At 67.9% G+C, this 21,924-nt stretch carries 22 protein-coding genes; 6 read left to right on the plus strand and 16 right to left on the minus strand.

Going from position 1 to position 21,924, the window contains the following annotated elements:
* The first annotated feature begins 125 nt into the window (after nt 1-125).
* The 3 genes from QM732_RS13030 to QM732_RS13040 all read left to right on the plus strand — a co-directional run bounded on the left by QM732_RS13030 (nt 126) and on the right by QM732_RS13040 (nt 3,669).
* Nucleotides 126-374: a cold shock domain-containing protein gene (locus QM732_RS13030; RefSeq protein ID WP_415656556.1), complete on the plus strand. Its 249-nt coding sequence runs from the start codon at nt 126-128 to the stop codon at nt 372-374.
* A gap of 190 nt (nt 375-564) precedes the next feature.
* Entirely contained in the window at nt 565-2,799 is a 2,235-nt protein-coding gene (locus QM732_RS13035) for an NADP-dependent isocitrate dehydrogenase (protein WP_415656557.1), read from the plus strand.
* Between the two features lie 264 nt (nt 2,800-3,063).
* Nucleotides 3,064-3,669 (plus strand): PEP-CTERM sorting domain-containing protein, encoded by a 606-nt coding sequence (locus tag QM732_RS13040; RefSeq protein ID WP_415656558.1) that lies wholly within the window; start codon nt 3,064-3,066, stop codon nt 3,667-3,669.
* A gap of 24 nt (nt 3,670-3,693) precedes the next feature.
* On the opposite strand, the gene icd is transcribed toward QM732_RS13040, so the two are convergent.
* The 3 genes from icd to hemN are packed head-to-tail and all read right to left on the minus strand — an operon-like array spanning nt 3,694 to nt 7,021.
* On the minus strand, nt 3,694-4,947 hold the full coding sequence (gene icd / locus QM732_RS13045; protein WP_415656559.1) for an NADP-dependent isocitrate dehydrogenase: 1,254 nt from the start codon (nt 4,945-4,947) through the stop codon (nt 3,694-3,696).
* 60 nt (nt 4,948-5,007) lie between these two features.
* Nucleotides 5,008-5,628 carry a sulfite exporter TauE/SafE family protein gene (locus tag QM732_RS13050; protein WP_415656560.1) on the minus strand — a complete coding sequence of 207 codons (621 nt, stop codon included), beginning with the start codon at nt 5,626-5,628 and terminating at the stop codon, nt 5,008-5,010.
* A gap of 10 nt (nt 5,629-5,638) precedes the next feature.
* On the minus strand, nt 5,639-7,021 hold the full coding sequence (gene hemN, locus QM732_RS13055; protein WP_415656561.1) for an oxygen-independent coproporphyrinogen III oxidase: 1,383 nt from the start codon (nt 7,019-7,021) through the stop codon (nt 5,639-5,641).
* Between the two features lie 131 nt (nt 7,022-7,152).
* Here hemN and fnr point away from each other — a divergent pair, with 131 nt between their 5' ends.
* Complete coding sequence (gene fnr, locus QM732_RS13060) at nt 7,153-7,890, plus strand: fumarate/nitrate reduction transcriptional regulator Fnr (protein WP_415659380.1); 738 nt, start codon at nt 7,153-7,155, stop codon at nt 7,888-7,890.
* A 135-nt stretch (nt 7,891-8,025) separates the two neighbouring features.
* Here fnr and QM732_RS13065 read toward each other — a convergent pair whose 3' ends face one another.
* The 4 genes from QM732_RS13065 to QM732_RS13080 all read right to left on the minus strand — a co-directional run bounded on the left by QM732_RS13065 (nt 8,026) and on the right by QM732_RS13080 (nt 12,270).
* Complete coding sequence (locus QM732_RS13065) at nt 8,026-8,355, minus strand: BON domain-containing protein (RefSeq protein WP_415656562.1); 330 nt, start codon at nt 8,353-8,355, stop codon at nt 8,026-8,028.
* 469 nt (nt 8,356-8,824) lie between these two features.
* Nucleotides 8,825-10,177 (minus strand): sigma 54-interacting transcriptional regulator, encoded by a 1,353-nt coding sequence (locus QM732_RS13070; RefSeq protein WP_415656563.1) that lies wholly within the window; start codon nt 10,175-10,177, stop codon nt 8,825-8,827.
* 178 nt (nt 10,178-10,355) lie between these two features.
* Entirely contained in the window at nt 10,356-10,814 is a 459-nt protein-coding gene (locus QM732_RS13075; RefSeq protein WP_415656564.1) for a hypothetical protein, read from the minus strand.
* Nucleotides 10,804-12,270 carry a sensor histidine kinase gene (locus QM732_RS13080; RefSeq protein ID WP_415656565.1) on the minus strand — a complete coding sequence of 489 codons (1,467 nt, stop codon included), beginning with the start codon at nt 12,268-12,270 and terminating at the stop codon, nt 10,804-10,806. Before QM732_RS13080 ends, QM732_RS13075 begins: the two co-directional genes overlap by 11 nt.
* Nucleotides 12,271-12,478: 208 nt before the next feature.
* On the opposite strand from QM732_RS13080, the gene QM732_RS13085 reads away from it, so the two are divergent.
* Entirely contained in the window at nt 12,479-13,798 is a 1,320-nt protein-coding gene (locus tag QM732_RS13085) for an NAD(P)/FAD-dependent oxidoreductase (protein WP_415656566.1), read from the plus strand.
* On the opposite strand, the gene QM732_RS13090 is transcribed toward QM732_RS13085, so the two are convergent.
* From QM732_RS13090 to QM732_RS13130, 9 genes are read right to left on the minus strand one after another with little or no spacing between them, the layout of a single operon-like run.
* Entirely contained in the window at nt 13,761-14,054 is a 294-nt protein-coding gene (locus tag QM732_RS13090) for a hypothetical protein (RefSeq protein ID WP_415656567.1), read from the minus strand. The genes QM732_RS13085 and QM732_RS13090 overlap by 38 nt on opposite strands.
* Nucleotides 14,051-14,314 (minus strand): hypothetical protein, encoded by a 264-nt coding sequence (locus tag QM732_RS13095; RefSeq protein WP_415656568.1) that lies wholly within the window; start codon nt 14,312-14,314, stop codon nt 14,051-14,053. The genes QM732_RS13090 and QM732_RS13095 overlap by 4 nt, the downstream gene beginning before the upstream one ends.
* Before the next feature lie 16 nt (nt 14,315-14,330).
* On the minus strand, nt 14,331-15,767 hold the full coding sequence (ccoG, locus tag QM732_RS13100; RefSeq protein WP_415656569.1) for a cytochrome c oxidase accessory protein CcoG: 1,437 nt from the start codon (nt 15,765-15,767) through the stop codon (nt 14,331-14,333).
* 5 nt (nt 15,768-15,772) lie between these two features.
* Nucleotides 15,773-16,690, minus strand: coding sequence for a cytochrome-c oxidase, cbb3-type subunit III (gene ccoP, locus QM732_RS13105; RefSeq protein ID WP_415656570.1), 918 nt, complete (start codon nt 16,688-16,690; stop codon nt 15,773-15,775).
* Nucleotides 16,687-16,818, minus strand: a complete 132-nt coding sequence (locus QM732_RS13110) for a cbb3-type cytochrome oxidase subunit 3 (RefSeq protein WP_415656571.1) — start codon at nt 16,816-16,818, stop codon at nt 16,687-16,689. Before QM732_RS13110 ends, ccoP begins: the two co-directional genes overlap by 4 nt.
* A 12-nt stretch (nt 16,819-16,830) precedes the next feature.
* The gene (gene ccoO / locus QM732_RS13115) at nt 16,831-17,454 is read right to left on the minus strand and encodes a cytochrome-c oxidase, cbb3-type subunit II (RefSeq protein ID WP_415656572.1); all 624 of its coding nucleotides are present in this window, start codon (nt 17,452-17,454) and stop codon (nt 16,831-16,833) included.
* A 10-nt stretch (nt 17,455-17,464) separates the two neighbouring features.
* Complete coding sequence (gene ccoN, locus QM732_RS13120; RefSeq protein WP_415656573.1) at nt 17,465-18,910, minus strand: cytochrome-c oxidase, cbb3-type subunit I; 1,446 nt, start codon at nt 18,908-18,910, stop codon at nt 17,465-17,467.
* Between the two features lie 46 nt (nt 18,911-18,956).
* A complete protein-coding gene (ccoS, locus tag QM732_RS13125; RefSeq protein WP_415656574.1) occupies nt 18,957-19,106 on the minus strand; it encodes a cbb3-type cytochrome oxidase assembly protein CcoS in 150 nt (49 codons plus the stop codon).
* 7 nt (nt 19,107-19,113) lie between these two features.
* The gene (locus QM732_RS13130) at nt 19,114-21,327 is read right to left on the minus strand and encodes a heavy metal translocating P-type ATPase (RefSeq protein ID WP_415656575.1); all 2,214 of its coding nucleotides are present in this window, start codon (nt 21,325-21,327) and stop codon (nt 19,114-19,116) included.
* A 148-nt stretch (nt 21,328-21,475) separates the two neighbouring features.
* On the opposite strand from QM732_RS13130, the gene QM732_RS13135 reads away from it, so the two are divergent.
* Nucleotides 21,476-21,916: a cupin domain-containing protein gene (locus QM732_RS13135; protein ID WP_415656576.1), complete on the plus strand. Its 441-nt coding sequence runs from the start codon at nt 21,476-21,478 to the stop codon at nt 21,914-21,916.
* Nucleotides 21,917-21,924 lie beyond the last annotated feature (8 nt).

A 21,924-nucleotide genomic window follows, 5' to 3' on the forward strand; every position in this document is an offset into this window, starting at 1 on the left:
GCCGTTTTTGCAAGCCGCCCCAGGGTGAACCCGGGCGGGAAGGTCCCGAATTGACGCTGATTTTTGCGCTACCAAAATCCGTGTCCGCCTCCACCGGGAGGTGCCACAACAATGGAGACAAAACGATGGCACTGGGCAAAGTCAAGTGGTTCAACGATGCCAAGGGCTTTGGGTTCATCGAGCCGGACGCCGGCGGCGATGATGTTTTCGCCCACTTCTCGGCGATCCAGATGGAAGGCTTCCGGACGCTGAAGCAGGGCAGCCAGGTGCAGTTCGAGCTGGTGCAAGGCCCCAAAGGCCAACTGGCGCAGAACATCACCCCCATGGAGGCCGCCGCCCGCGCCGCCGAGCAGCAGCAGCCACTGGCCTCCTGAGATACGCCACCCACCAGCCCCGTGAGCCAGCCGGCCACGGGGCTTTGTCTTGCGCGCCCGGCAGGCGTCGGGCCGCCCCCGGCGACACCTCGTCAGCAAACTGCTGGAGCGGCTTGCTAGAGTTCATGCCCTGCGTGCCGGCGCGCTGCCGCTTTGCGCCGCACGGATTGCACCTTTACCGGAAGATTTCATGACTGCCGACAAGACCCAGATCGTTTACACCCTGACCGATGAAGCGCCTCGCCTGGCCACGGCCTCGCTTCTGCCCGTCGTCAAGGCCTTCGCGGCGCAGGCTGGGATCGATGTCGTCACCAGCGACATCTCGGTGGCCGGCCGCATCCTGGGCCAGTTCCCGGAGCTGCTGAGCGAAGGGCAGCGTGTGACGGACAACCTCGCAGCCCTGGGCAAGCTGACGCTCAAGCCCGAGGCCAACATCATCAAGCTGCCCAACATCAGCGCCTCGGTGGCCCAACTGAAGGCAGCCATCAAGGAACTGCAGGACAAGGGCTACAAGATCCCCGACTTCCCCGAGAAGCCCGAGACCGACGAGCAAAAGGACATCCGCGCCCGCTACAACAAGTGCATCGGCTCGGCCGTCAACCCGGTGCTGCGTGAAGGCAACTCCGACCGCCGCGCGCCCAAGGCCGTCAAGGAATACGCCCGCAAGAACCCGCACCGCATGGACGAGTGGAGCCAGGCCTCGCGCTCGCACGTCTCACACATGCACGCGGGCGACTTCTATCACGGTGAAAAGTCGCTGACGCTGGACCGCGCCCGCGACGTGAAGATGGAACTCATCACCAAGAGCGGCAAGACCGTCGTGCTCAAGCCCAAGGTCTCGCTGCTGGACCGTGAGGTCATCGACTCCATGTTCATGAGCAAGAAGGCCCTGCTGGCCTTCTACGAAAAGGAGATCGAGGACGCGCGCAAGACCGGGGTGATGTTCTCGCTGCACGTCAAGGCCACGATGATGAAGGTGTCCCACCCCATCGTGTTCGGCCACTGCGTGAAGATCTTCTACAAGGAGGCCTTCGAGAAGCACGCCAAGCTGTTCGACGAGCTGGGCGTCAATGTCAACAACGGCATGGTGGACCTCTACACCAAGATCGCCACCCTGCCCGCGTCCAAGCAAGAAGAGATCAAGCGCGACCTGCACGCCTGCCACGAGCATCGCCCGGAGCTCGCCATGGTGGACTCGGCCAAGGGAATCACCAACTTCCACTCGCCCAACGACATCATCGTCGACGCCTCCATGCCGGCCATGATCCGCAGCGGCGGCAAGATGTACGGTGCCGATGGCCGCCTCAAGGACGTGAAGGCGGTGATGCCCGAGTCGACCTTCGCCCGCATCTACCAGGAGATGATCAACTTCTGCAAGTGGCACGGCGCGTTCGACCCGCGCACCATGGGTACGGTGCCCAACGTCGGCCTGATGGCCCAGCAGGCCGAGGAATATGGCTCGCACGACAAGACCTTCGAGATCACCGAAGACGGCGTGGCCAACATCACCGACCTTGAAACGGGCGAAGTGTTGCTGAGCCAGAACGTCGAGCAGGGCGACATCTGGCGCATGTGCCAGGTCAAGGACGCCGCCATCCGCGACTGGGTGAAGCTGGCCGTCAACCGTGCCCGCAACTCCGGCATGCCGGTGGTCTTCTGGCTCGACAGCTACCGCCCGCACGAGGCGCAGCTGATCCGCAAGGTCAAGATGTACCTGCACGAGCATGACACCAACGGCCTGGACATCCAGATCATGAGCCAGGTGCGCGCGATGCGCTACACGCTGGAACGCGTCATCCGCGGCCTGGACACCATCAGCGCCACGGGCAACATCCTGCGCGACTACCTGACGGACCTCTTCCCCATCATGGAGCTGGGCACCTCGGCCAAGATGCTGTCCATCGTGCCTCTGATGGCGGGTGGCGGCATGTACGAGACGGGTGCCGGCGGCTCGGCGCCCAAGCATGTGCAGCAGTTGGTGGAGGAGAACCACCTGCGCTGGGATTCGCTGGGCGAATTCCTGGCCCTGGCCGTGAGCCTGGAGGACCTGGGACTCAAGAACAACAACGCCAAGGCCAAGGTGCTGGCCAAGACGCTGGATGCCGCCACCGGCAAGCTGCTGGACAACGGCAAGGGCCCCAGCCCCAAGACCGGCGAGATCGACAACCGTGGCAGCCACTTCTACCTGACGCTGTACTGGGCCCAGGAGCTGGCCGCGCAGACCGAGGACGCCGAGCTGGCCGCACGCTTCAAGCCGGTGGCCGCCGCACTGACCGGCAGCGAAGCCAAGATCGCTGACGAGCTCAAGGCCGTGCAGGGCAAGCCCACCGACATCGGTGGCTACTTCCTGCCGGACGTGGCCAAGCTGGACAAGGTGATGCGCCCGAGCGCGACCTTCAACGCCGCACTGGCGTCGCTGGCCTGACGAAGTCCGTCACCGCAAGCACACGGGGGCGCTCAGGCGCCCCTTTTTGTTGCTCGCGGGCAGCGGGCCAGCCGCCGCGCCGCCGGCCACTGGCCCGCGAATCCTGCGGGTGGCTCTTCGCCGGTCCGGCCGTGGTGCTTTCGGGCGATGGCGGGGGCGCCGAGTTTCAGGAGACTGCGAGTCCGCGGTCGTCGAGGCCGCCTCGCACCGCGAGCACAGGCGCCGCGGGTGCATCCGTGAAACCAATGCCCTAGGAGCATCTCGATGACCCGTCCCTTCCAACAGCTGGCCACCCTCGCCCTGACGGCCGGCCTGCTGATCGCCTCCCTGGCCACGCCCACCACTGCCGACGCGGCCACGGTGACGGTGAACTTCAGCATCACCAGCACCAACGCAAGCGCTGACTTCTACACCATCGGCACCACGGGCCACGGAAGCTTCAGCTTCGACGACACCCTGATGCCGGCAGGCGGCACAGGCCAGGTCGGCAATCTGGTCATGGGCTTGCCCACGCAGGCCCTGAGCTTCGAGTGGTTTGGCACGCAGTTCGACGCAGGCAATGCCAGCATCGCCACCCTGCGCTTCGCGCAGGGTCAACTGGTCGACTGGACGCTGGGGGGGCGCTACAGCGCCCCGACCTGCGGACTGCTGCGCTATGGCTGCGTATACAGCGCGGGAGCCGAAGCCGACTTCATGCTCTCGGCATCCAGCGGCGGCCCGTTGAACGATGGCGTGCATGCCGGCATTGGCTCCGGCTACGGCACGGTATCCTGGTCGGTGCAGGCCGCCCCCGTGCCGGAGCCGACGGTGCCGGCCCTGCTGGCCCTGGGGCTGCTGTTCATCTGCTGGCGCCGGCGCAACGCGCAGTGATCGCGCGAGGCCGGCGCAGCGGCCTCACATGCAGTCGATCATGACCTGGCCAAAGCCGGAGCACGACACCTGCGTCGCACCGTCCATCAGCCGTGCGAAATCGTAGGTGACCTTCTTGCTCAGGATGGCCTTTTCCATGCTGGAGATGATGAGGTCGGCCGCCTCGGTCCAGCCCATGTGGCGCAGCATCATCTCGGCCGACAGGATCTCGGAGCCGGGGTTCACGTAGTCCTTGCCGGCGTACTTCGGTGCAGTGCCGTGCGTGGCCTCGAACATGGCGATGGAATCACTCATGTTGGCGCCCGGCGCAATGCCGATGCCACCCACCTGCGCGGCCAGCGCGTCGGAGACGTAGTCGCCGTTGAGGTTCAGCGTCGCGATGACGCTGTACTCGGCAGGACGCAGGATGATCTGCTGCAGGAAGGCGTCGGCGATGCTGTCCTTGATGGTGATGTCCTTGCCCGTCTTCGGGTTCTTGAACCGGCACCAAGGACCGCCATCGATGGGCTCGGCGCCGAATTCCTTCTGCGCCAGCGCATAGGCCCAGTCACGAAAGGCGCCTTCCGTGAACTTCATGATGTTGCCCTTGTGCACGATGGTTACGCTGGGCTTGTTGTTGTCGATCGCGTACTGGATAGCCTTGCGCACCAGGCGCTCGGTGCCCTCGCGCGAGACGGGCTTGACGCCAATGCCGGAGGTCTCGGGGAAGCGGATCTTCGTGACGCCCATCTCCCGCTGCAGGAACTCGATGAGCTTCTTCGCCTTGTCGCTCTCGGCCTCGTACTCGATGCCGGCGTAGATGTCCTCCGAGTTCTCGCGGAAGATGACCATGTCGACCTTGTGCGGCTCCTTCACGGGGCTGGGCACGCCGTCAAAGTACTGCACCGGGCGCAGGCAGACGTAGAGATCCAGCTCCTGGCGCAGCGCGACGTTGAGCGAGCGGATGCCCCCGCCCACTGGCGTGGTCAGCGGCCCCTTGATGGAGACCACGTACTCCTTGAGCACCTGCAGCGTCTCCGCAGGCAGCCAGACATCGGGGCCGTAGACCCTCGTGCTCTTCTCGCCGGCGAATATCTCCATCCAGTGGATCTTGCGCCGGCCGCCATAGGACTTGGCCACGGCCGCATCCACCACCTTCAGCATGACCGGCGTGATGTCCAGGCCGGTGCCGTCCCCTTCGATGTAGGGAATGATCGGCTGATCGGGCACGTTGAGCGAGAAGTCGGCATTGACCGTGATCTTCTGGCCGCCTTCGGGCACCGTGATGTGTTGGTACATGGCTGGGGGCTTTCACAAAGAGACGAGAGAGGGAAAACGAAACGCGGCGATTTTGCCGCGTCAGCAGGCCAGCATGACCTTCTGCCAAACCCCATGGCCCAAGGCCCAGGCCGCCCCCAGCACCAGCGCCAGGCCGGCCAGTCGCAGGGCCAGCATCTCTCCACGCGCGCCACGCCTGAGCAGCCGCGCCCGCCACAGCGGCGCCACGACCAGGCCCGGGGTGCTGGCCAGCGCGAAGCCGGCCATGGTCGCCGCCCCCCCGGCCACCGAGCCGGACAGGCCCGCCAGCAGCAGCGCCGCGTGCAGCAGCCCGCAGGGCATGATGACCCAGGCCATGCCGGTGGCGAAGGCATGGCTCGGCTTGGGGCGCCAGGTCACGGCACCCAGCCAGACCGGCATGCGGCCGCGCACGAGCAGCGTCAGCCCCAGCAGCAGCAAGGCCGCCTGCAGCAGCGCCCAGGCTGGCTGCAATAGCGCAGCGCTCTGCGAAGCCCGGGCCAGTGCCTCGGCCGATGCCGCCACGATGGCGCCGCCAGCCGTATAGCCGAGCACCCGCCCGGCGAGCAGCTTCACCGGCCGCTTGCCACCGGCCAGTGCGCAGGGCGCACTGCACATTGCCGCGCAGTGCGGCATGCCGGCCAGGCCCATCAGCGCGGCGGAGGCGATCAGCGCGGCATCCACCCGGCGACCCTCAGAGGATCTTTGAGAAGCGCTCGCGGCTGGCGTCGGTCTGGCAGTAGCGGTCGAACACCATCGCCACGGCGCGGACGAAATACCAGCCCAGCGGCGTAAGCTGGATGGCGCCCGGCTCGATGACGACGAGGCCCTGCTCCGCGAGCGGAACAAGTCGCTCCAGCTCGGCCGCGAAGTAGCGGGGGACGTCGACGAGGTAGGACGCCGCGATGGACTCGAATTCAAGTCGCCCCTGGCACATCAGCGCCATGATGACCGCGCGGCGCAGCAGGTCGTCGCGCGTCAGCGCGAGGCCGCGCTGGATGGGCAACTGGCGCTGGCGCAGCGCGTCGTCGTACTCGATCAGCGTCTTGGCGTTCTGCGCATAGGTCGGGCCTACGCGGCTGATGGCCGACACACCCAGGCCCACGAGGTCGCAGTCGGGCTGGGTGGAATAGCCCTGGAAGTTGCGGTGCAGCAACCCCTGGCGCTTGGCGACGGCCAGCGGGTCGTCGGGCAGCGCGAAATGGTCCATGCCGATGTAGGCGTAGCCCTCGCCGAGCAGCGCGCTGATCGCGCCTGACAGCATGGCCAGCTTGTCGCCCGCTGGCGGCAGCAGTTCGGCCACGATACGGCGCTGCGGCTTGAAACGCTGCGGCAGGTGGGCGTAGGCGTACATCGCGACGCGGTCCGGCCGCAGCTCGGCGACCTGGGCGATGGTGCGCGCGAATGAAGCCGGCGTCTGCAGCGGCAGGCCGTAGATGAGGTCCACGCTGATGGACGCGAAGCCCAGCTCGCGCGCCGCGCTCATCAGCGCCGCAACGGATTCCAGCGGCTGCACGCGGTGCACGGCCTTTTGCACGGCGGGGTCGAAGTCCTGCACGCCGAAGGACAGGCGGTTGAAGCCCAGGCCGCGCAGATGCGCCAGCCTCCCGGCGTCCACCGTGCGCGGGTCCACCTCGATGGACAGCTCGGCGCCAGGCAGCAGCTTGAAGCGACGGCGCAGCGCATCCATCAGCTGCGTCAGCTCCGCGTCCGACAGGAAGGTCGGCGAGCCGCCCCCCAGGTGCAGCTGCGACACCGGCGCCGGCCCCCCCACGGCCTCGGCAACCAGATCCATCTCCACTTCCAGCGCCGCCAGGTAGGGCGCGGCCCGCTCATGGTGCTTGGTGATGATCTTGTTGCAAGCGCAGTAGTAGCAGAGCTGCTCGCAGAATGGGATGTGCACGTAGATCGACAGCGGCTGCACCGTGCCGCGCTGGCGCAGCGCCTGGAGGTGCTGGGGCGCCTGGTGGGCCTCGACGAAACGATCGGCCGTGGGATAGGACGTGTAGCGCGGCCCGGCCACGTCGTGGCGGCGCAGCAGGTCGGCATCGATGGGGCGGTCTGTGACAGCGGGCATGCTGCCACTTTGCCGGCGCGAACAGGGCCGGGCGTTGATCCAGGTCAAGGCCGCTGCGCGTGCCGCCGCAAACAATGCATTTCATGCTGACCACACTGCCTCGTGCCATGAGCGTGCCGATCACTCCCGACATGCCGGGGCAACCCAGTTCCGCCACGCTCGAGCCGCTGCGCGTGGCATGCGCCAGCTGCAACCTGCGCGAACTCTGCCTGCCCGTGGGCCTGAACCCTGGCGAACTGCAGAGGCTGGACGGACTGGTGGAGAAGCGCCGCAGCGTGCCGCGTGGCGACCACCTGTTTCGCAACGGCGACCGCTTTGAAGCGCTGTACGCGGTGCGCACCGGCTTCTTCAAGACCTGCGTCGGCAGCGAGGATGGCCGCGACCAGGTCACCGGCTTCCAGATGGCCGGCGAACTGCTGGGGCTGGACGGCATCAGCAGCGACCACCACCACTGTGACGCCGTCGCGCTGGAAGACTCCTCCGTCTGCGTGATCCAGTACCGCGACCTGGAGGAGTTGTCGCGCGAGTTCACCGTGCTGCAGCATCAGTTCCACAAGATCATGAGCCGCGAGATCGTGCGCGACCACGGTGTCATGCTGCTGCTGGGAAACATGCGCGCCGAGGAGCGCCTCGCGGCCTTCCTGCTGAACCTGACGCAGCGCCTGCAGGCGCGCGGTTTCTCCTCATCGAGCCTGGTGCTGCGCATGACGCGCGAGGAGATCGGCAGCTACCTTGGGCTGAAGCTCGAGACCGTCAGCCGCACCTTCTCCAAGTTCCAGGAAGATGGGCTGATGGAGGTCAAGCAACGCCAACTGCGCATCCTTGATCAAGCGGGGCTGCAGGCCCTGGTCAACAACAGCCACTGCTGAAACCACAGCCCCGGCCCTCCCCTCGACCTCCGGCCAATGTCGGGGCCGGGCGTTCGGCCCGCACGCTCGACCTGCATTAAAAAGGCAAAAGCCTCGCCGGCTTGCGCAGGCGAGGCTTGGGACATGGGAGAAGGGTCAGCCGACCTTGATCTCGTTGCGCACTTCCTTCACGCCCGGCACGGCCTGGGCAAGCTTGATGGCCTTCTGAGCCAGTTCGGCGCTGGGCGCGGCTCCCTTCACGACGATGACGCCGCCGCCTGCGCTGCTGACGGTCAGCGGCAGGGCCTGCAGATCCTTGTCCTGCTGCAGAGCGGCGGAAGCCTGGGCTGCGATGGCGGCGTCGTCGCTGGCCTGCGCTGACTGCTGGGCGGGTGCGGTGGCGGGCTCAGCGGCGAAAGAGGCGGTGGCGGCGGTCGCCATCAGGACGGCGGACAGCAGACGGGCGACGGTGGATGCTTGTTGCATGCGGATCTCCTGAAGATGCGTGAATCAAACGCGGTGCCGGGGCGGCACCACGAACGGACATAGCGCAAAGGCTGTGCCAGTTCCGGATTCCTCTTTCCGATCAATCACTTGAGGCACGGGACATGGTCAGGCGAGGCGCCAATGGCCGAGCAACACATGTTTTTTGTCGCCAGGCGGCGACAGCTGCGGGACGCAAAGACCTAAGTCCCTGATTTGCCTGACAGTTTTTTGTCGCCGCAATCCGACGCCGCAAGCCGCCTGTCTCATCGGTCACCTCCGGCAGGCAACGCGCGATGTCAAAGATGAAGTGCTCACCCCGGCCAGCGGCCAGGAACTTCGCCAGCTCGGGCGGCAACTCGGGACGGTAACGCGCGTAGGCCGCCTCCTGGTCAAGCCAGTTCTCCCGTCGGATCAGTCATGCCGCCGCCCCGCATTGGCGCCAATGCAAACGACAAGCCGCTGCACGACGTCAGGGGTCGGTACGAAACAGCTGTGGGTCCAGCCCGTGCTTTTGCATCAGGCGGTAGAACTCGGTGCGGTTGCGGTCGGCCAGGCGCGCCGCTTCGGCGACATGGCCGGACGTGAGATTGAGCAACTGGTTAAGGTAGTCACGCTCGAAACGCTGCTTGGCATGCTGGTAGTTCAACACCTCGGCCACTGGCATCTGCAGCGCGCGCTGCACCTGGGCCAGCGGGACCAGCGCCGCCGTGGCCAGCACGCAGACCTGCTCGACAACGTTGTAGAGCTGGCGCACGTTGCCTGGCCAGGGCGCCGTCACCAGCGCCTCCATCGCATCGGGCGCGAAGCCCTTGACCGGCTTGCGGTGCCGCTCCGCCAGCGCCAGCAGGAAGTGCTGGGCCAGCAGCGCAATATCCTCGCGCCGCTCGGCCAGTGGCGGCAGCCTGAGTTTGACGACATTGAGCCGATAGAAGAGATCGGGGCGGAACTGCCCCTCGGCCATCGCCAGCTCCAGGTCCCGGTGGGTGGCGGACAGCACGCGCACGTCGACCGCCACCGTCTCGTTGCTGCCCACCGGCCTCAGCACGCGCTCCTGCAGCACTCGCAGCAGCTTGACCTGCAGTGCCAGCGGCATGTCGCCAATCTCGTCGAGGAAGACCGTGCCGCCCTGTGCAGCCGGGATCAACCCCTGGCGATGGCCTTGCGCGCCGGTGAACGCACCTTTCACGTGGCCGAACAGTTCGGATTCCAGCAGCGCCTCGGGAATGGCCGCGCAGTTGACCGCCACGAAGGGCCTCTGCGCGCGCGGGCTGGCGTTGTGGATGGCACGGGCCAGCAGTTCCTTGCCCGTACCGCTGTCGCCCGAGATCAGCACGCTGGCGTCGGTGGCCGCCACCAGCCGCGCCTCGGCGAGCACCTCGGCCATGCGCGGGCTGCGGCTGATGATCTCGCTGCGCCAGGCACCGTCGCCGTCGAAGGCCGCCGGACCGGGCGCGTTGACGAGCAGCGCGCGGTGGATCTTGGCCATCAGCTCCTGGCCGTCGAAGGGTTTGGTCAGGTAGGCATGGGCACCGCGCGTCGTGGCCTCGACCGCGTCCGGAATGCTGCCATGGGCAGTGAGCAGGATGACAGGCAGCGACGGGTGACGGGCGCGCACCTCGTCGAACAGCGCCAGGCCGTCCATGCCCGGCAGGCGCACGTCGGTGATGACGAGGGATGGCAGACGTACGGCCAGGTGGGCCAGCGCAGCCTCGGCGCTGGAGACGGCCTGCACAGCGTGGCCGGCGGCGCTGAGCCGCATCGTCATCAGGCGCAGCAGGTCGGCGTCATCGTCAACCAGCAGGATGGTGGCTTGTGTAGTCATGCCAGGCCTCGTTTCAGTGATTCATCCGGCTTTCGGCCGAAGGCTGGGCCCGCCACGGGCCAGAGGCCCGTGGCCTTACGTGGGCACAGGCAATCCACAGGGACTGCCGGTGCCCGAGGCTCCCAGGCCGACCTGCACGGGGCGGCTTGCAGCGCGGCAGGACGGCTGGTCGAAGGGTTCATCGCTTCACCGGCAGGGTCTGCTCGATGACCTTGAGCGCCTCCAGCTTCTCGTTGAGCTGTTCGTTGCGGCGCTGGCTGTCGCGCAGCTGCTGGGTCAGCTTGTCGACGTTGTCCTGCAGCCGGCGCTGCTCGGCCAGACGCGCGGCCAGTAGGGTCGCCAGAGGCTTGAGAGGTTCCGCCTGGGGCTCGGTCGCATTGGCGGCGAGCTCCAGCTGAGCTGTGGCCTGGGCCAGTTCGGCACCGCCGCGCCCCTGGCTCATTGCCAGGGCCTTGCGCAGATCCTCCGCATAGACCAGGACGGCTTGCAGCTCGTCGGTCTGTTGCGGTGGTGGTGGCGGTGCGGGACAGACCGGCGCAGGTGACGGCGGGGCTGGCTCGGGTGCCGGCGGCGGGGTCTGGCAGCCCGCAAGGAGCAGCAGCAGGGCAAGTACAGGCAGTCGTCGCTCAAGTCGCATGGGGAATCTCAATCCGGAAATGGGCGCCACGCTCGGCGGGTAGCAGGCGACAACTGCCGCCATGCGCCTGCACGATCTCGCGCACGATGGACAGGCCGATGCCGCTGCCGCGGCGTGCGCCGGGCGCCTGGTTTCGGCCCTGGTAGAAGGGGTCAAAGATGCGTTCGGCATCCTCGGTCGCGACGCCGGGGCCGCCGTCCACGCAGTCGATGCGGACCTTGCCCTCGCCCTGCCCCAGCGCCAGCGTGATGCGTCCGCCCGGCGGGCTGAAGCGCACCGCGTTGACGAGCAGGTTGGCCAGCACGACGCCCAGCTTCTCACCATCGACGACGGCGACACAGGGCGGGGCCTCGACGCGCACATCCAACCCGCGCGCCTGCCACAGCAGCCGCTGGTCGTCGACGATGCGGGCCAGCAGCGCCGGCAGGTCGGTGGCGCGGCGCTGCAGTTGCTGCGAGTCCGACGCCAGCGTCTGGTAGCGCAGCAAGTCCTCGATCTGGCGCTGCAAGGCCATGCTGTTGTCGCCGAGGATGCGCACGATCTCGGTCTGGTCGGCCGTCAGCGGCCCGGCGACTCCGTCGCGCAGCAGCGCCGCGCCTTCGCGGATGGAAGCCATGGGCGTCTTCAGCTCGTGCGAGATGTGACGCACGAAGCGCGTCTTGTCGGACTCCAACGTCGCCAGCCGCTGGCGCAGCCATTCCAGCTGGCGGCCGAGCCGGCGCAGGTCGGCCGGGCCGCCGACGGCGATGGGTTCATCAAAGCGGTTGTCGCCCATCCGGCCGATGACGGCCTCCACATGGGCCAGTGGCCGCAGCAGCCAGTGGCCGAAGCCAAGCGCAAGCAGGCCGGCCAACGCGATCGCCCCGAGCACCAGACCGCTAATGAGGTTGCGCTGCTGCTCCAGCTCCGCGAGGACGGCGTCACTGCGGCGGTCCATGGCCTGCTGGCTGTGCTCGGTCAGCAGCTCGTTGAGGCGGTGCAGGCGGGCGAACAGCGGAGTCAGCCGCTTCAAAGCCGCGCCGCGGGCCCGCGCAGGGCCTTGCAGCACCTCCCAGGCGGCACCGGCCTGGGTCACCCATTCAGCCAGCAAGGGCTGCGAGACCGCATCACCCATCAGCTCGGCCAGCACCGCCTGTGTCGCGCGGGCATCCGCCCAGGCGCCCTGGTAGCGCTCGCGCAGGCTGGAGTCGTCCAGCACGAGAAACTGGCGCGCGCTGCGCTCCATGGCCACGGTTCGCTCGGCCAGGCGCTGCACCTGCGCCGTCAGGGCCGCGGCGTCCTGCGAGGCCTGACGCCCCTGCAGCGCGACATGCTCCAGAGCGAACATCGCCTGTGCCGCCGCACCGCCCAGCACCGCGGTGATGAGCAGGAAGGCCGCCAGCAGACACTGGTGGAAGGACAGGCCGCGCAACTTGCCCCCACGCGGACGCTGCCAGGCCGAGTCGTGGGAAGACATGGACGCGGTCGTGGCGGTCGGCAAAGTGGCTGCGGCGAAGTTGGGTGGGGGCATCGGACTGAGGGTGCGCGCGGGCGCGCCGCATCCTAGGGGGACAGGCGCGCGCGCTGCGTAGGAGCAGGCCGCCTTTGCATCCGCCCCAACCCGGCGCCACCCTGCTCGGGCGCGTCGATGCTGCGGCGCAGCATCCAAGGCGTAGGATGGCCCCATGCGTCCCCAAGTCCTCATCATCGGCTGCGGTTTCGGCGGCCTGGAGGCGGCGCGCGCCCTGCGTGCCGCCGATGTCGACATCACCGTCGTCGACAAGACCAACCACCACCTCTTCCAGCCCCTGCTCTACCAGGTGGCCACGGCGGGGCTGTCGGCGCCGTCCATCGCGGCGCCCATACGCCACCTGTTCCGGCGCCAGCCCAATGTGACGACGCTGCTGGGCGAGGTCATCGCCATCGATGCGCAGGGCAGGACGGCCACCCTGAAGGATGGTGCCCTGCTGCGCTGGGACTACCTCATCGTCGCCGCAGGCGCCACGCACAGCTACTTCGGCCGCGACGAATGGGCCGGCTTCGCGCCGGGGCTGAAGACGCTGCAGGACGCCTTCGAGATCCGTCGCCGCGTGCTGCTGGCGTTCGAGGCTGCCGAGCGGGAAGACGACGAGGTCAAGCGCAAGGCGCTGCTGCAGTTCGTCGTCGTGGGCGGCGGGCCGACCGGCGTCGAGCTGGCCGGCACCTTCGCCGAGATCGCCCGCCACACGCTGCCTGGTGAATTCCGCCGCATCGATCCGCGGCAAGCCCGCGTGCTGCTGGTGGAAGGAAGCCCCCGCGTGCTGCAGGCCATGCCCGAGTCCTTGAGCGAGCGCGCCCGCGAGCAGCTGACGGCCCTGGGCGTGGAGGTGAAGCTGGGCGCCCGCGTCACCGGCATCGATGCCGAAGGGCTGGACCTCACGACCGCCACAGGCGCCGAGCGGCTGCACAGCCGCTGCATCGTCTGGGCCGCTGGCGTGGCCGCCTCGCCGCTGGGCCGCGCTTTGGCGGACGCCACAGGCTGCGCGCAGGACCGTGCGGGCCGCGTGGTCGTCGAGCCCAACCTGAGCCTGAAGGACTTCCCCCGCATCCAGGTCATCGGCGACCTCGCCGCCGCGCGCAGCCATGTTCCGGGGCGCGAGCCCAGACCGGTGCCGGGCGTCTCGCCTGGCGCCAAGCAGATGGGCCGCTGCGCCGCGGCCAACATACGCCGCCAGTTGGCCGGCACGCCGACCCAACCCTTTCGCTACCGCGACTACGGCAACCTCGCCACCATAGGCCGCAACAGCGCCGTCGTGGACCTGGGCACCCCGGTCGGGGCGCTGCGCTTCTCAGGCTATCCGGCCTGGCTGTTCTGGCTGTTCGCGCACGTCTACTTCCTGATCGGCTTCCGCAACCGCTTCGTGGTGCTGCTGGACTGGGCCTGGGCCTACTGGACCCACGATCGGCACGCGCGCGTCGTGGCGACGGCTAGCGAGGCCAGCCCGGCGCACGACGCGCAGGCTTGACATCGTCCGCCGGCAGGCTGGCCAGCAGCAGCGTCAGGCTGGCGCCAAGCGCCGTGACGCCCCAGAAGATCAGGAAGCTAACCGTATAGACCGCCTGCGCCGGGAGATCAAGCGGGGCGGCACCGAACCATCGCAGGTCGCCGGGATCCACCACGGCAAACACCAGCAGCTCCATCACGCCGGCCGCAAGAAAGGACGACCAGGCCACCGCCATCGCGAAGCGCGCGATGCGCGAGGGGCCGGGCCCGCCGTTCACCGCTGGACCCCGGTCGCGCCCGTGGCGGCGTGATTGCGGCCCAGCATGGCCGGCACGTCACCGGACTGAGAGCGCACGTCAGCTGGCTCGGCATCGTCCGCGGCGCGCTGCGCCGTGGGGTGCAGGTCCAGCGGCGGATCGGGATGCTTGATGGCAAGCGCAAGCGTCAGGAGGCTCGCGACGACGACGGTGGCCGGGCCTCCGACCACCAGCCACACCATGGGCTCACGCCAGGCGGAATCGGGTTTGACTGCGGACATGGGGTTCTCCTCGCCGTCAGCGCGGCAGCACGAAAGTAGATTTCTCGACAACGCTCTCGCCCGAGCCGGCGCCGACACGGCTGATCCGCCAGCGCATGGGATGGGCACCCGGTTTGAGCTGGCCTGCGCTGTCCGGCGGCATGCGCAGGGCTACCGCCACCCAGCGGGCCTCCGCCGGCCCCAGATCCACGGTGGTGGCCTGAGCCAGCACCAGCCCTGGCAGACCTTCGGCCTCGATGCGGTACCGCTGCGGCGACTCGGTCGCATTCATGACCTGCAGCCGGTAGACGTTCTCCACCCAGCCATCCTCGACGAGGCGGGCCAGCGAAGCGCGGTCGCGCACCACGTCGACACGAAAGCCGTGCCGCGACGCCAGACTCCACAGCAGCGCCGAGCAGATGACCAGCAGCACGCCCGTGTAGATCAGCACGCGCGGCCGCAGCACGCGGCGCCAGCGCTGAGCGCGGCTCAACCGCTGTTCCAGGCCGTTCTCGGTATCGAAGCGGATCAGGCCTCGCGGCGTGGCCATCTTGTCCATGACGCCGTTGCAGACGTCGACGCAGGCGGCGCAGCTGATGCACTCGTACTGCAGGCCGTCGCGGATGTCGATGCCGGTGGGGCAGACCTGCACGCACAAGCCACAGTCGATGCAGTCGCCCAGCGGCGCGGCGCGCTCCTCGCCCTTCTTGCCACGCTTGGCATTGTTGCCGCGCGGCTCGCCGCGCACCGGGTCGTAGCTGACTATGAGGGTATCGCGGTCGAACATCGCGCTCTGAAAGCGCGCGTAGGGGCACATGTACTTGCAGACCTGCTCGCGCATGTATCCGGCGTTGCCATAGGTGGCGAACCCGTAGAACAACACCCAGAAGGTCTCCCAGGGCCCAAGGCCCAGGGCGAACACCTCGCGGCCCAGCGTGTGGATGGGCGTGAAGTAGCCAACGAAGGTGAAGCCTGTCCACAGTCCCAGCGCGATCCAGACGAGCTGCTTGCCGCTCTTGCGCCAGAGCTTGTCGAAAGACCAGGGCGCCTTGGCCAGCCGCAGCCGCGCGTTGCGGTCGCCTTCGAACCAGTGCTCAACCCGCATGAAGATCTCGGTGTAGACCGTCTGCGGGCAGGCGAACCCGCACCACAGCCGTCCAGCGACGGCAGTGAACAGGAACAACCCGAAGGCCGAGATCATCAGCAGGGCCGTGAGGTACACGAAGTCCTGCGGATACAGCACCAGGCCGAAGATATAGAAGCGCCGCGCCTCCAGGTCGAAGAGCACGGCCTGACGGTCGCCCCAGTCCAGCCAGGGCAGGCCGTAGAACACCAGTTGCGTCAGGGCGACGAAGGCCCAGCGCCAGCGGGCGTAGAAGCCATCCACCGCGCGCGGATGGATCTTGTCTTCCGAACGGTAGAGCCGGATGACCTGGGTGGCGTCACCCGGGCCGGGCGCGGTGGGATCTGGCATCTGACTCAGCGGGCGGTGGCAACGCTCTGTGATTGCGAAAGACCCCAGACATAGGACGCCAGCACGCGGATCTGTTCGGGCGTCAGGCGCTCGCCGTGGGCCGGCATCACATTGTGCTTGCCGTTGTTGACCATGGCCATGACGGCGGCCTCACCCCAGCCGTGCAGCCAGATCTTGTCGCTCAGGTTGGGCGCCCCCAGGGCTGGGTTGCCCTGGCCGCCAGGACCGTGGCAGGCCGCGCAGACGACGAACTTGGGCTTGCCGAGCTGGGCATACAGCGGGTTGTGCGGGCTGCCCGAGAGCGACAGCACGTAATGGGCGACGTTGCGCACGTCGTCGCTGGTGCCAACCGCTGCGGCCATGGGCGGCATGTTGCCCTCGCGACCCTTGGTGATGGTCTCGGTGATGGCCTCGGGCGTACCGCCCCACAGCCAGTCGTTGTCGGTCAGGTTGGGGAAGCCCTTGGAGCCCTTGGCATCGGCGCCGTGGCATTGCGCGCAGTTGTTGGCGAACAGTCGCTCACCGATGGTGTGGGCCTTGGGATCCTTGGCCAGTTGCTCGGGCGACAGGTCGGCGAAGGCGGCGTAGACCGGCGCCATGGCGGCACGCGCCTTGGCGGTGTCGGCCGCGTGCTCGCCCAGGCTGGTCCAACCCAGCTTGCCCGCCTGACTGCCCAGGCCCGGGTACAGAGCCAGATAGATGCCGGAGAAGACGATGGTCAGCACGAACAGGCCCATCCACCAGGCCGGCAGCGGGTTGTTCAGTTCACGCAGGTCTTCGTCCCAGACGTGGCCCGTCGTGTTGTCACTGGCCATGACCTGACGGCGGCTCGCAATGATGAGCAGGATGCCGCAGGCAATGAGGCCGCCGATGGTGGCGACGGCGATGAAGAGGGACCAGCCGCTGCTGAAGAAGTCGCTCATTGCTCACCTCCTTCGAAGGGCAGGTGGGCGGCGTCGTCGAAGCGGCCGCGCCAGGCCCAGGCGATGATGCCGAGGAAGACGGCCAGCGACACCAGGGTCACGGCCACACGGAGTTCGTTGATGCCCATGATGCGGGCTCCTTACTTGTTCGCGGTGCCGAGCACCTGCAGATAGGCCACCAGCGCGTCGAGCTCTGTCTTGCCCTTCACGTCCTCGGCCGAGGCTTTCACCTCGTCCTCGGTGTAGGGCACGCCCAGCGTGCGCATTGCCGCCAAGCGGACCGGCATGCCGGCCGCGTCCACGGGCGACTTCTCAAGCCACGGGTAGGCCGGCATGTTGGACTCGGGGACCAGGTCGCGGGGGTTGGTCAGGTGGATGCGGTGCCAGTCGTCGCTGTACTTGCCGCCAACGCGGGCAAGGTCGGGACCGGTGCGCTTGCTCCCCCACTGGAAGGGGTGGTCATAGACGAACTCGCCCGCAGTGGAGTACTTGCCGTATCGCAGCGTCTCGGCTGCGAGCGGGCGGATCATCTGCGAGTGGCAGTTGTAGCAGCCCTCGCGCAGGTAGATGTCGCGGCCCGCCAGTTGCAGTGCCGTGTAGGGCTTGAGGCCGGGCGCGGCCTGCGTCGTGGAGCGCTGGAAGAACAGCGGGACGATCTCGACGACACCGCCGACCAGCACGGTCAGCAGCACCAGCACGATCATCAGCAGGTTGCTGGTCTCGATGCGCTGGTGGCCGGAGACGGCTTGGGTGTTGTTGCTCATGGAATCTCCTTCAGGCGTGGGCCAGCGCGGCGGTGGGGATGCGCACGGGCTGCGGCTTGCCGGCCTGCACGGTCTTGATGACGTTCCAGCTCATGATCAACATGCCGCCCAGGTAGAGCAGGCCGCCGCCCAGGCGGATCACGTAGAAGGGCCAGGTCGCCTTGACGCTCTCCACGAAGGTGTAGACCAGCGTGCCGTCGGGGTTGACCGCGCGCCACATCAGGCCCTGCATGACGCCGGCGATCCACATCGCGGCGATGTAGAGCACGATGCCCAGCGTCGCGACCCAGAAGTGCAGCTCGATGGCGCGCTTGGAGTACATCTCCGTGCGGCCGTACATGCGCGGGATCAGGTGGTAGAGCGAGCCCATGGAGATCAGGCCCACCCAGCCCAACGCACCACTGTGCACGTGGCCCACCGTCCAGTCGGTGTAATGCGACAGTGCGTTCACCGTCTTGATCGACATCATCGGGCCCTCGAAGGTCGACATGCCGTAGAACGACAGCGCGACGATGAGGAACTTCAGGATGGGGTCATCACGCAGCTTGTGCCATGCACCAGACAGCGTCATCACGCCGTTGATCATGCCGCCCCAGCTGGGCGCCAGCAGCACCAGGCTGAAGATCATGCCCACGCTCTGCGCCCAGTCCGGCAGCGCCGTGTAGTGCAGGTGGTGGGGGCCTGCCCACATGTAGGTGAAGATCAGCGCCCAGAAGTGGACGATGGACAGGCGATAGCTGTAGACGGGCCGCTCGGCCTGCTTGGGGATGTAGTAGTACATCATCCCGAGGAAGCCAGCGGTCAGGAAGAAGCCCACCGCGTTATGGCCGTACCACCACTGCACCATGGCGTCCTGCACGCCGGCGTAGGCGGAGTAGCTCTTGGTGAGGCTGACCGGGATCTCGGCGCTGTTGACGATGTGCAGCAGTGCCACGGCGATGATGAAAGCGCCGAAGAACCAGTTCGCCACGTAGATGTGGCGGATCTTGCGGACGCCCACGGTGCCGAAGAACACCACCGCGTACGCCACCCAGACCACGGCGATCAGGATGTCGATCGGCCATTCGAGCTCGGCGTATTCCTTGCCGGTCGTGTAGCCCATGGGCAGGGACAGGGCTGCCAGCACGATGACCAGTTGCCAGCCCCAGAACGTGAACCAGGCCAGCTTGGGCAGGAAGAGTGCCGTCTGGCCGGTGCGCTGCACCACGTGGTAGCTGGTCGCAAACAGCGCGCAGCCGCCGAAGGCGAAGATGACGGCGTTGGTGTGCAGCGGTCGCAGGCGCCCGTAGCTCAGCCAGGGGATGCCCAGGTTGAGGTCAGGCCAGGCCAGTTGGGCGGCAATGATGACCCCCACCAGCATGCCCACCACGCCCCACAGCACGGCGGCCAGCGCAAATGCGCGTACCGGTCCGTCCTCGTATGCCGCCCCGGTGGCCAGGGCTTGTTCGTTCGCCATCGCGACTCCTTCAGTCTGATGCGAACCATTCTTCGTGGGGACGGGCCTAGGTGCCTTGATCCTCGTCAAGCAGGATGCGTTCACCCTCCCTGGAGAGGTCCTCGAGTTGCCCGGAGTTCACAGCCCAGCCGAACACGGCCACGATGAGCAGCACGAGCACCACCGAGAAGGGGATGAGGAGGTACAAGATGTCCATGGCTGGTTCAGCCTCGGTTAAGCCGTTGGGCGTTGAGCACCACGAACAGCGAGCTGCTCGCCATGCCAATGCCCGCAGCCAGCGGCGGCAGCCAGCCGGCCAGCGCCAGCGGCACGCAGGCCAGGTTGTAGAGCGCCGACCAGGCCAGGTTCTGGCGCAGCACGCGGCGGGTCTTGTGCGCCAGCACCAGGGCCTGCGGCAGCGCCATCAGCCGGTTCGAGACCAACAGTGCATCCGCGGCACTGCGCGCCAGCATTGCGCCCTGCCCCATCGCGACTCGCACGTCGGCCGCTGCCAGCACCGGCGCGTCGTTGATGCCGTCGCCCACCATCAGAACGCGCTCGCCATCAGCCTGCCAGCCGCGCAGCGCGGCCAGCTTGGATTCGGGCGTCGCGCCCCCAAGCCAGTCTGCGATGCCCAGCTGCACAGCCATGCGCGCGACGGCCGCAGGCTGGTCGCCCGACAGTAGGCGCACGCGCTGGCCTTGAGCCTGCAGCGCTGCCACGGCCTCGGCAGCGTCGGCCCGTGGTGCCTCGGCCAGGTCCAGCCACAGCACGCGGTCACCACCGCCCTCGGGACCAAACGCAAGCCGCGCCGCAGCGTCGGGCCGCTCGCTGACCCAGGCCGGCGCGCCCAGGCGCCATAGCTGCCCGCTCGCGTCGCGGGCCTCAACGCCCCGGCCCGCCACCTCGCGCACGTCGACCCAGACGCCACCGCTGCTGCCGTCGGACAGGGCTTGCGCATGCGGGTGACGGGACAGGCCGGCCAGGCTGCGCGCCGAGGCCAGCAGTGCGTCCGCCTCGCCACCCTCGGTCCACCAGCGGCGCAGCTGCAGGCGATCCTCACTGAGCGTGCCGGTCTTGTCGAAGACGACAGTGTCCACCGCGCACAGCCGCTCCAGCGCCGACAGGTCCGCCAGCAGCAGGCCGCGTCGCGCCAGTGCGCCACTGGCCGTCAGCCAGGCGGCGGGTGCGGCCAACGTCAGCGCACAGGGGCAGGTCACGATGAGCACGGCGACGGCCACGGCGACCGCGCGCGCGGGCTCGATCCACCACCAAGCCAGGCCCGCGGCCAGCGCCAGCAGCAGCACGGTGGCCGTGAAGCCGGCCGCCACGCGGTCCAGCACGCCGCTGGACAGTGGCCGCTGGCTCTGCGCCTGCCGCATCAGCCTCACGATGCCCTGGGCTGTCGTGTCGGCGCCCACGCGCTTCACGTCGACCACCAACACACCGTCCATGTTCAGGCTACCGGCCACCACCGCGTCACCCGTGACCTTGACCACCGGCACGGACTCGCCAGTCAGCAACGCCTCGTTGACCCAGCCCTGCCCCTCGACGATACGGCCATCCGCCGCGAAGGCCTCGCCCGCAGCCACGCGGATGCGGTCACCCGGGCGCAGCGCCTCGGGCGGCACACGCTCAGTCGTGCCGTCGTCGCGCAGCCGCTCGGCAGCCGTCGGCAGCGCGCCGGCCACGGCCTCCAATGCCTCGGCGGCACGATGGCGCGCACCTAGCTCGAACCAGCGCGCCAGCAGCAGCAGCGCGATGAACATCGTCAGAGAATCGAAGTAGACCTCATGCCCCAGGGGACCGGTCGGATCGAACAGTGCCCCACTGCTGGCAATGAAGGTGACGGCGATGCCGATGGCTACCGGCACGTCCATACCCAGTCGCCGGGCGCGCAGCTGTCGCCAAGCGCCACTGAAGAAGGGGCCGGCCGCGAACGCCATCACGGGCAACGTCATCACCCAGCTGCCCCAGCGCAACAGCTGGTCCAGGTCGGGCGACAGCTCACCCGCCTGCGCCACGTAGGCGGGCGTAGCCAGCATCATGACCTGCATCATCAGGAAGCCGGCAACGAACAGCCGCCACAGCGCCTGGCGGCTCTCCTGGCGGCGCAGTTCGCGCGCGGGGGCGGCGACGTCCGGCGTGGCCCGGTAACCGACGGACTGCAGCGCGGCCAGCACATCGGCCAGTGCGACGCGGGACGGCTGCCAGCGCAGCGCGAGGCGTGCCGACGCGGCATTGACGCTGGCCCCCTCCACGCCCGGCAGCTTCAGCAGGGCCGCTTCGATGATGCCGGAGCAGGCCGCGCAATGCATGCCAGCCACCTGGAACTGCGACAGCGCCGCCCCGGCCGGGCCATCGGGCCAGGCCGTGAAAGGGGCAAGGAGCCTGGCGTCGGCATCGGCCGCGCGCAGGCCAGGGGGCGTAGCGCTCACGCCGTCAATCTAGCCCGCCCATCCGGCAGGGTGCATGACCTGAATCAAGGCGTTTGCAATCTTCCCTGAAGCCCCGCCCATCGACCTGCCGGCGGGAACACATATTGCGTGTGCTCCTGCGCCTGCAGCTTTTCAGGAGGCCCTGCTCATGTCGGATCTTTCGATACCCGTGGACGCGTCCACCACGCAGTTCTCCCACGTCAAGCCCGGGGACACCCCCTGGCGCAGCGACGGCCTGAGGGACTTCTTCCTCTACCGCGACCTCGGCGTGGCCGCTGCCACCGGCGGGCGCGTCATCGCGCACCTTGTGAAGGCAAACATGGCCCCTGAAAAGGGCACGGGATGGCACCGTCATGAGGCGGACTTCCAGATCGTCCTGATGACCAAGGGTTGGGCCAAGTTCATGTATGGCGACCAGGTGACGCTGGTGGAGGCCGGCGACTGCGTGCACCAGCGACCCGGCATCGTCCACTACCTCTTCGACTACTCTGCGGACATGGAGTACCTGGAAATCGTCTCGCCCGCGAACTTCGGCACGGTGGACATGCCGGCACCCTGTGAGGTGCCGACGCCCTCTTCCTGGGCCTGATCGGCCCG

The sequence above is a fragment of the Roseateles sp. genome, from assembly GCF_047654805.1.
Lineage (GTDB): Bacteria > Pseudomonadota > Gammaproteobacteria > Burkholderiales > Burkholderiaceae_C > Pelomonas.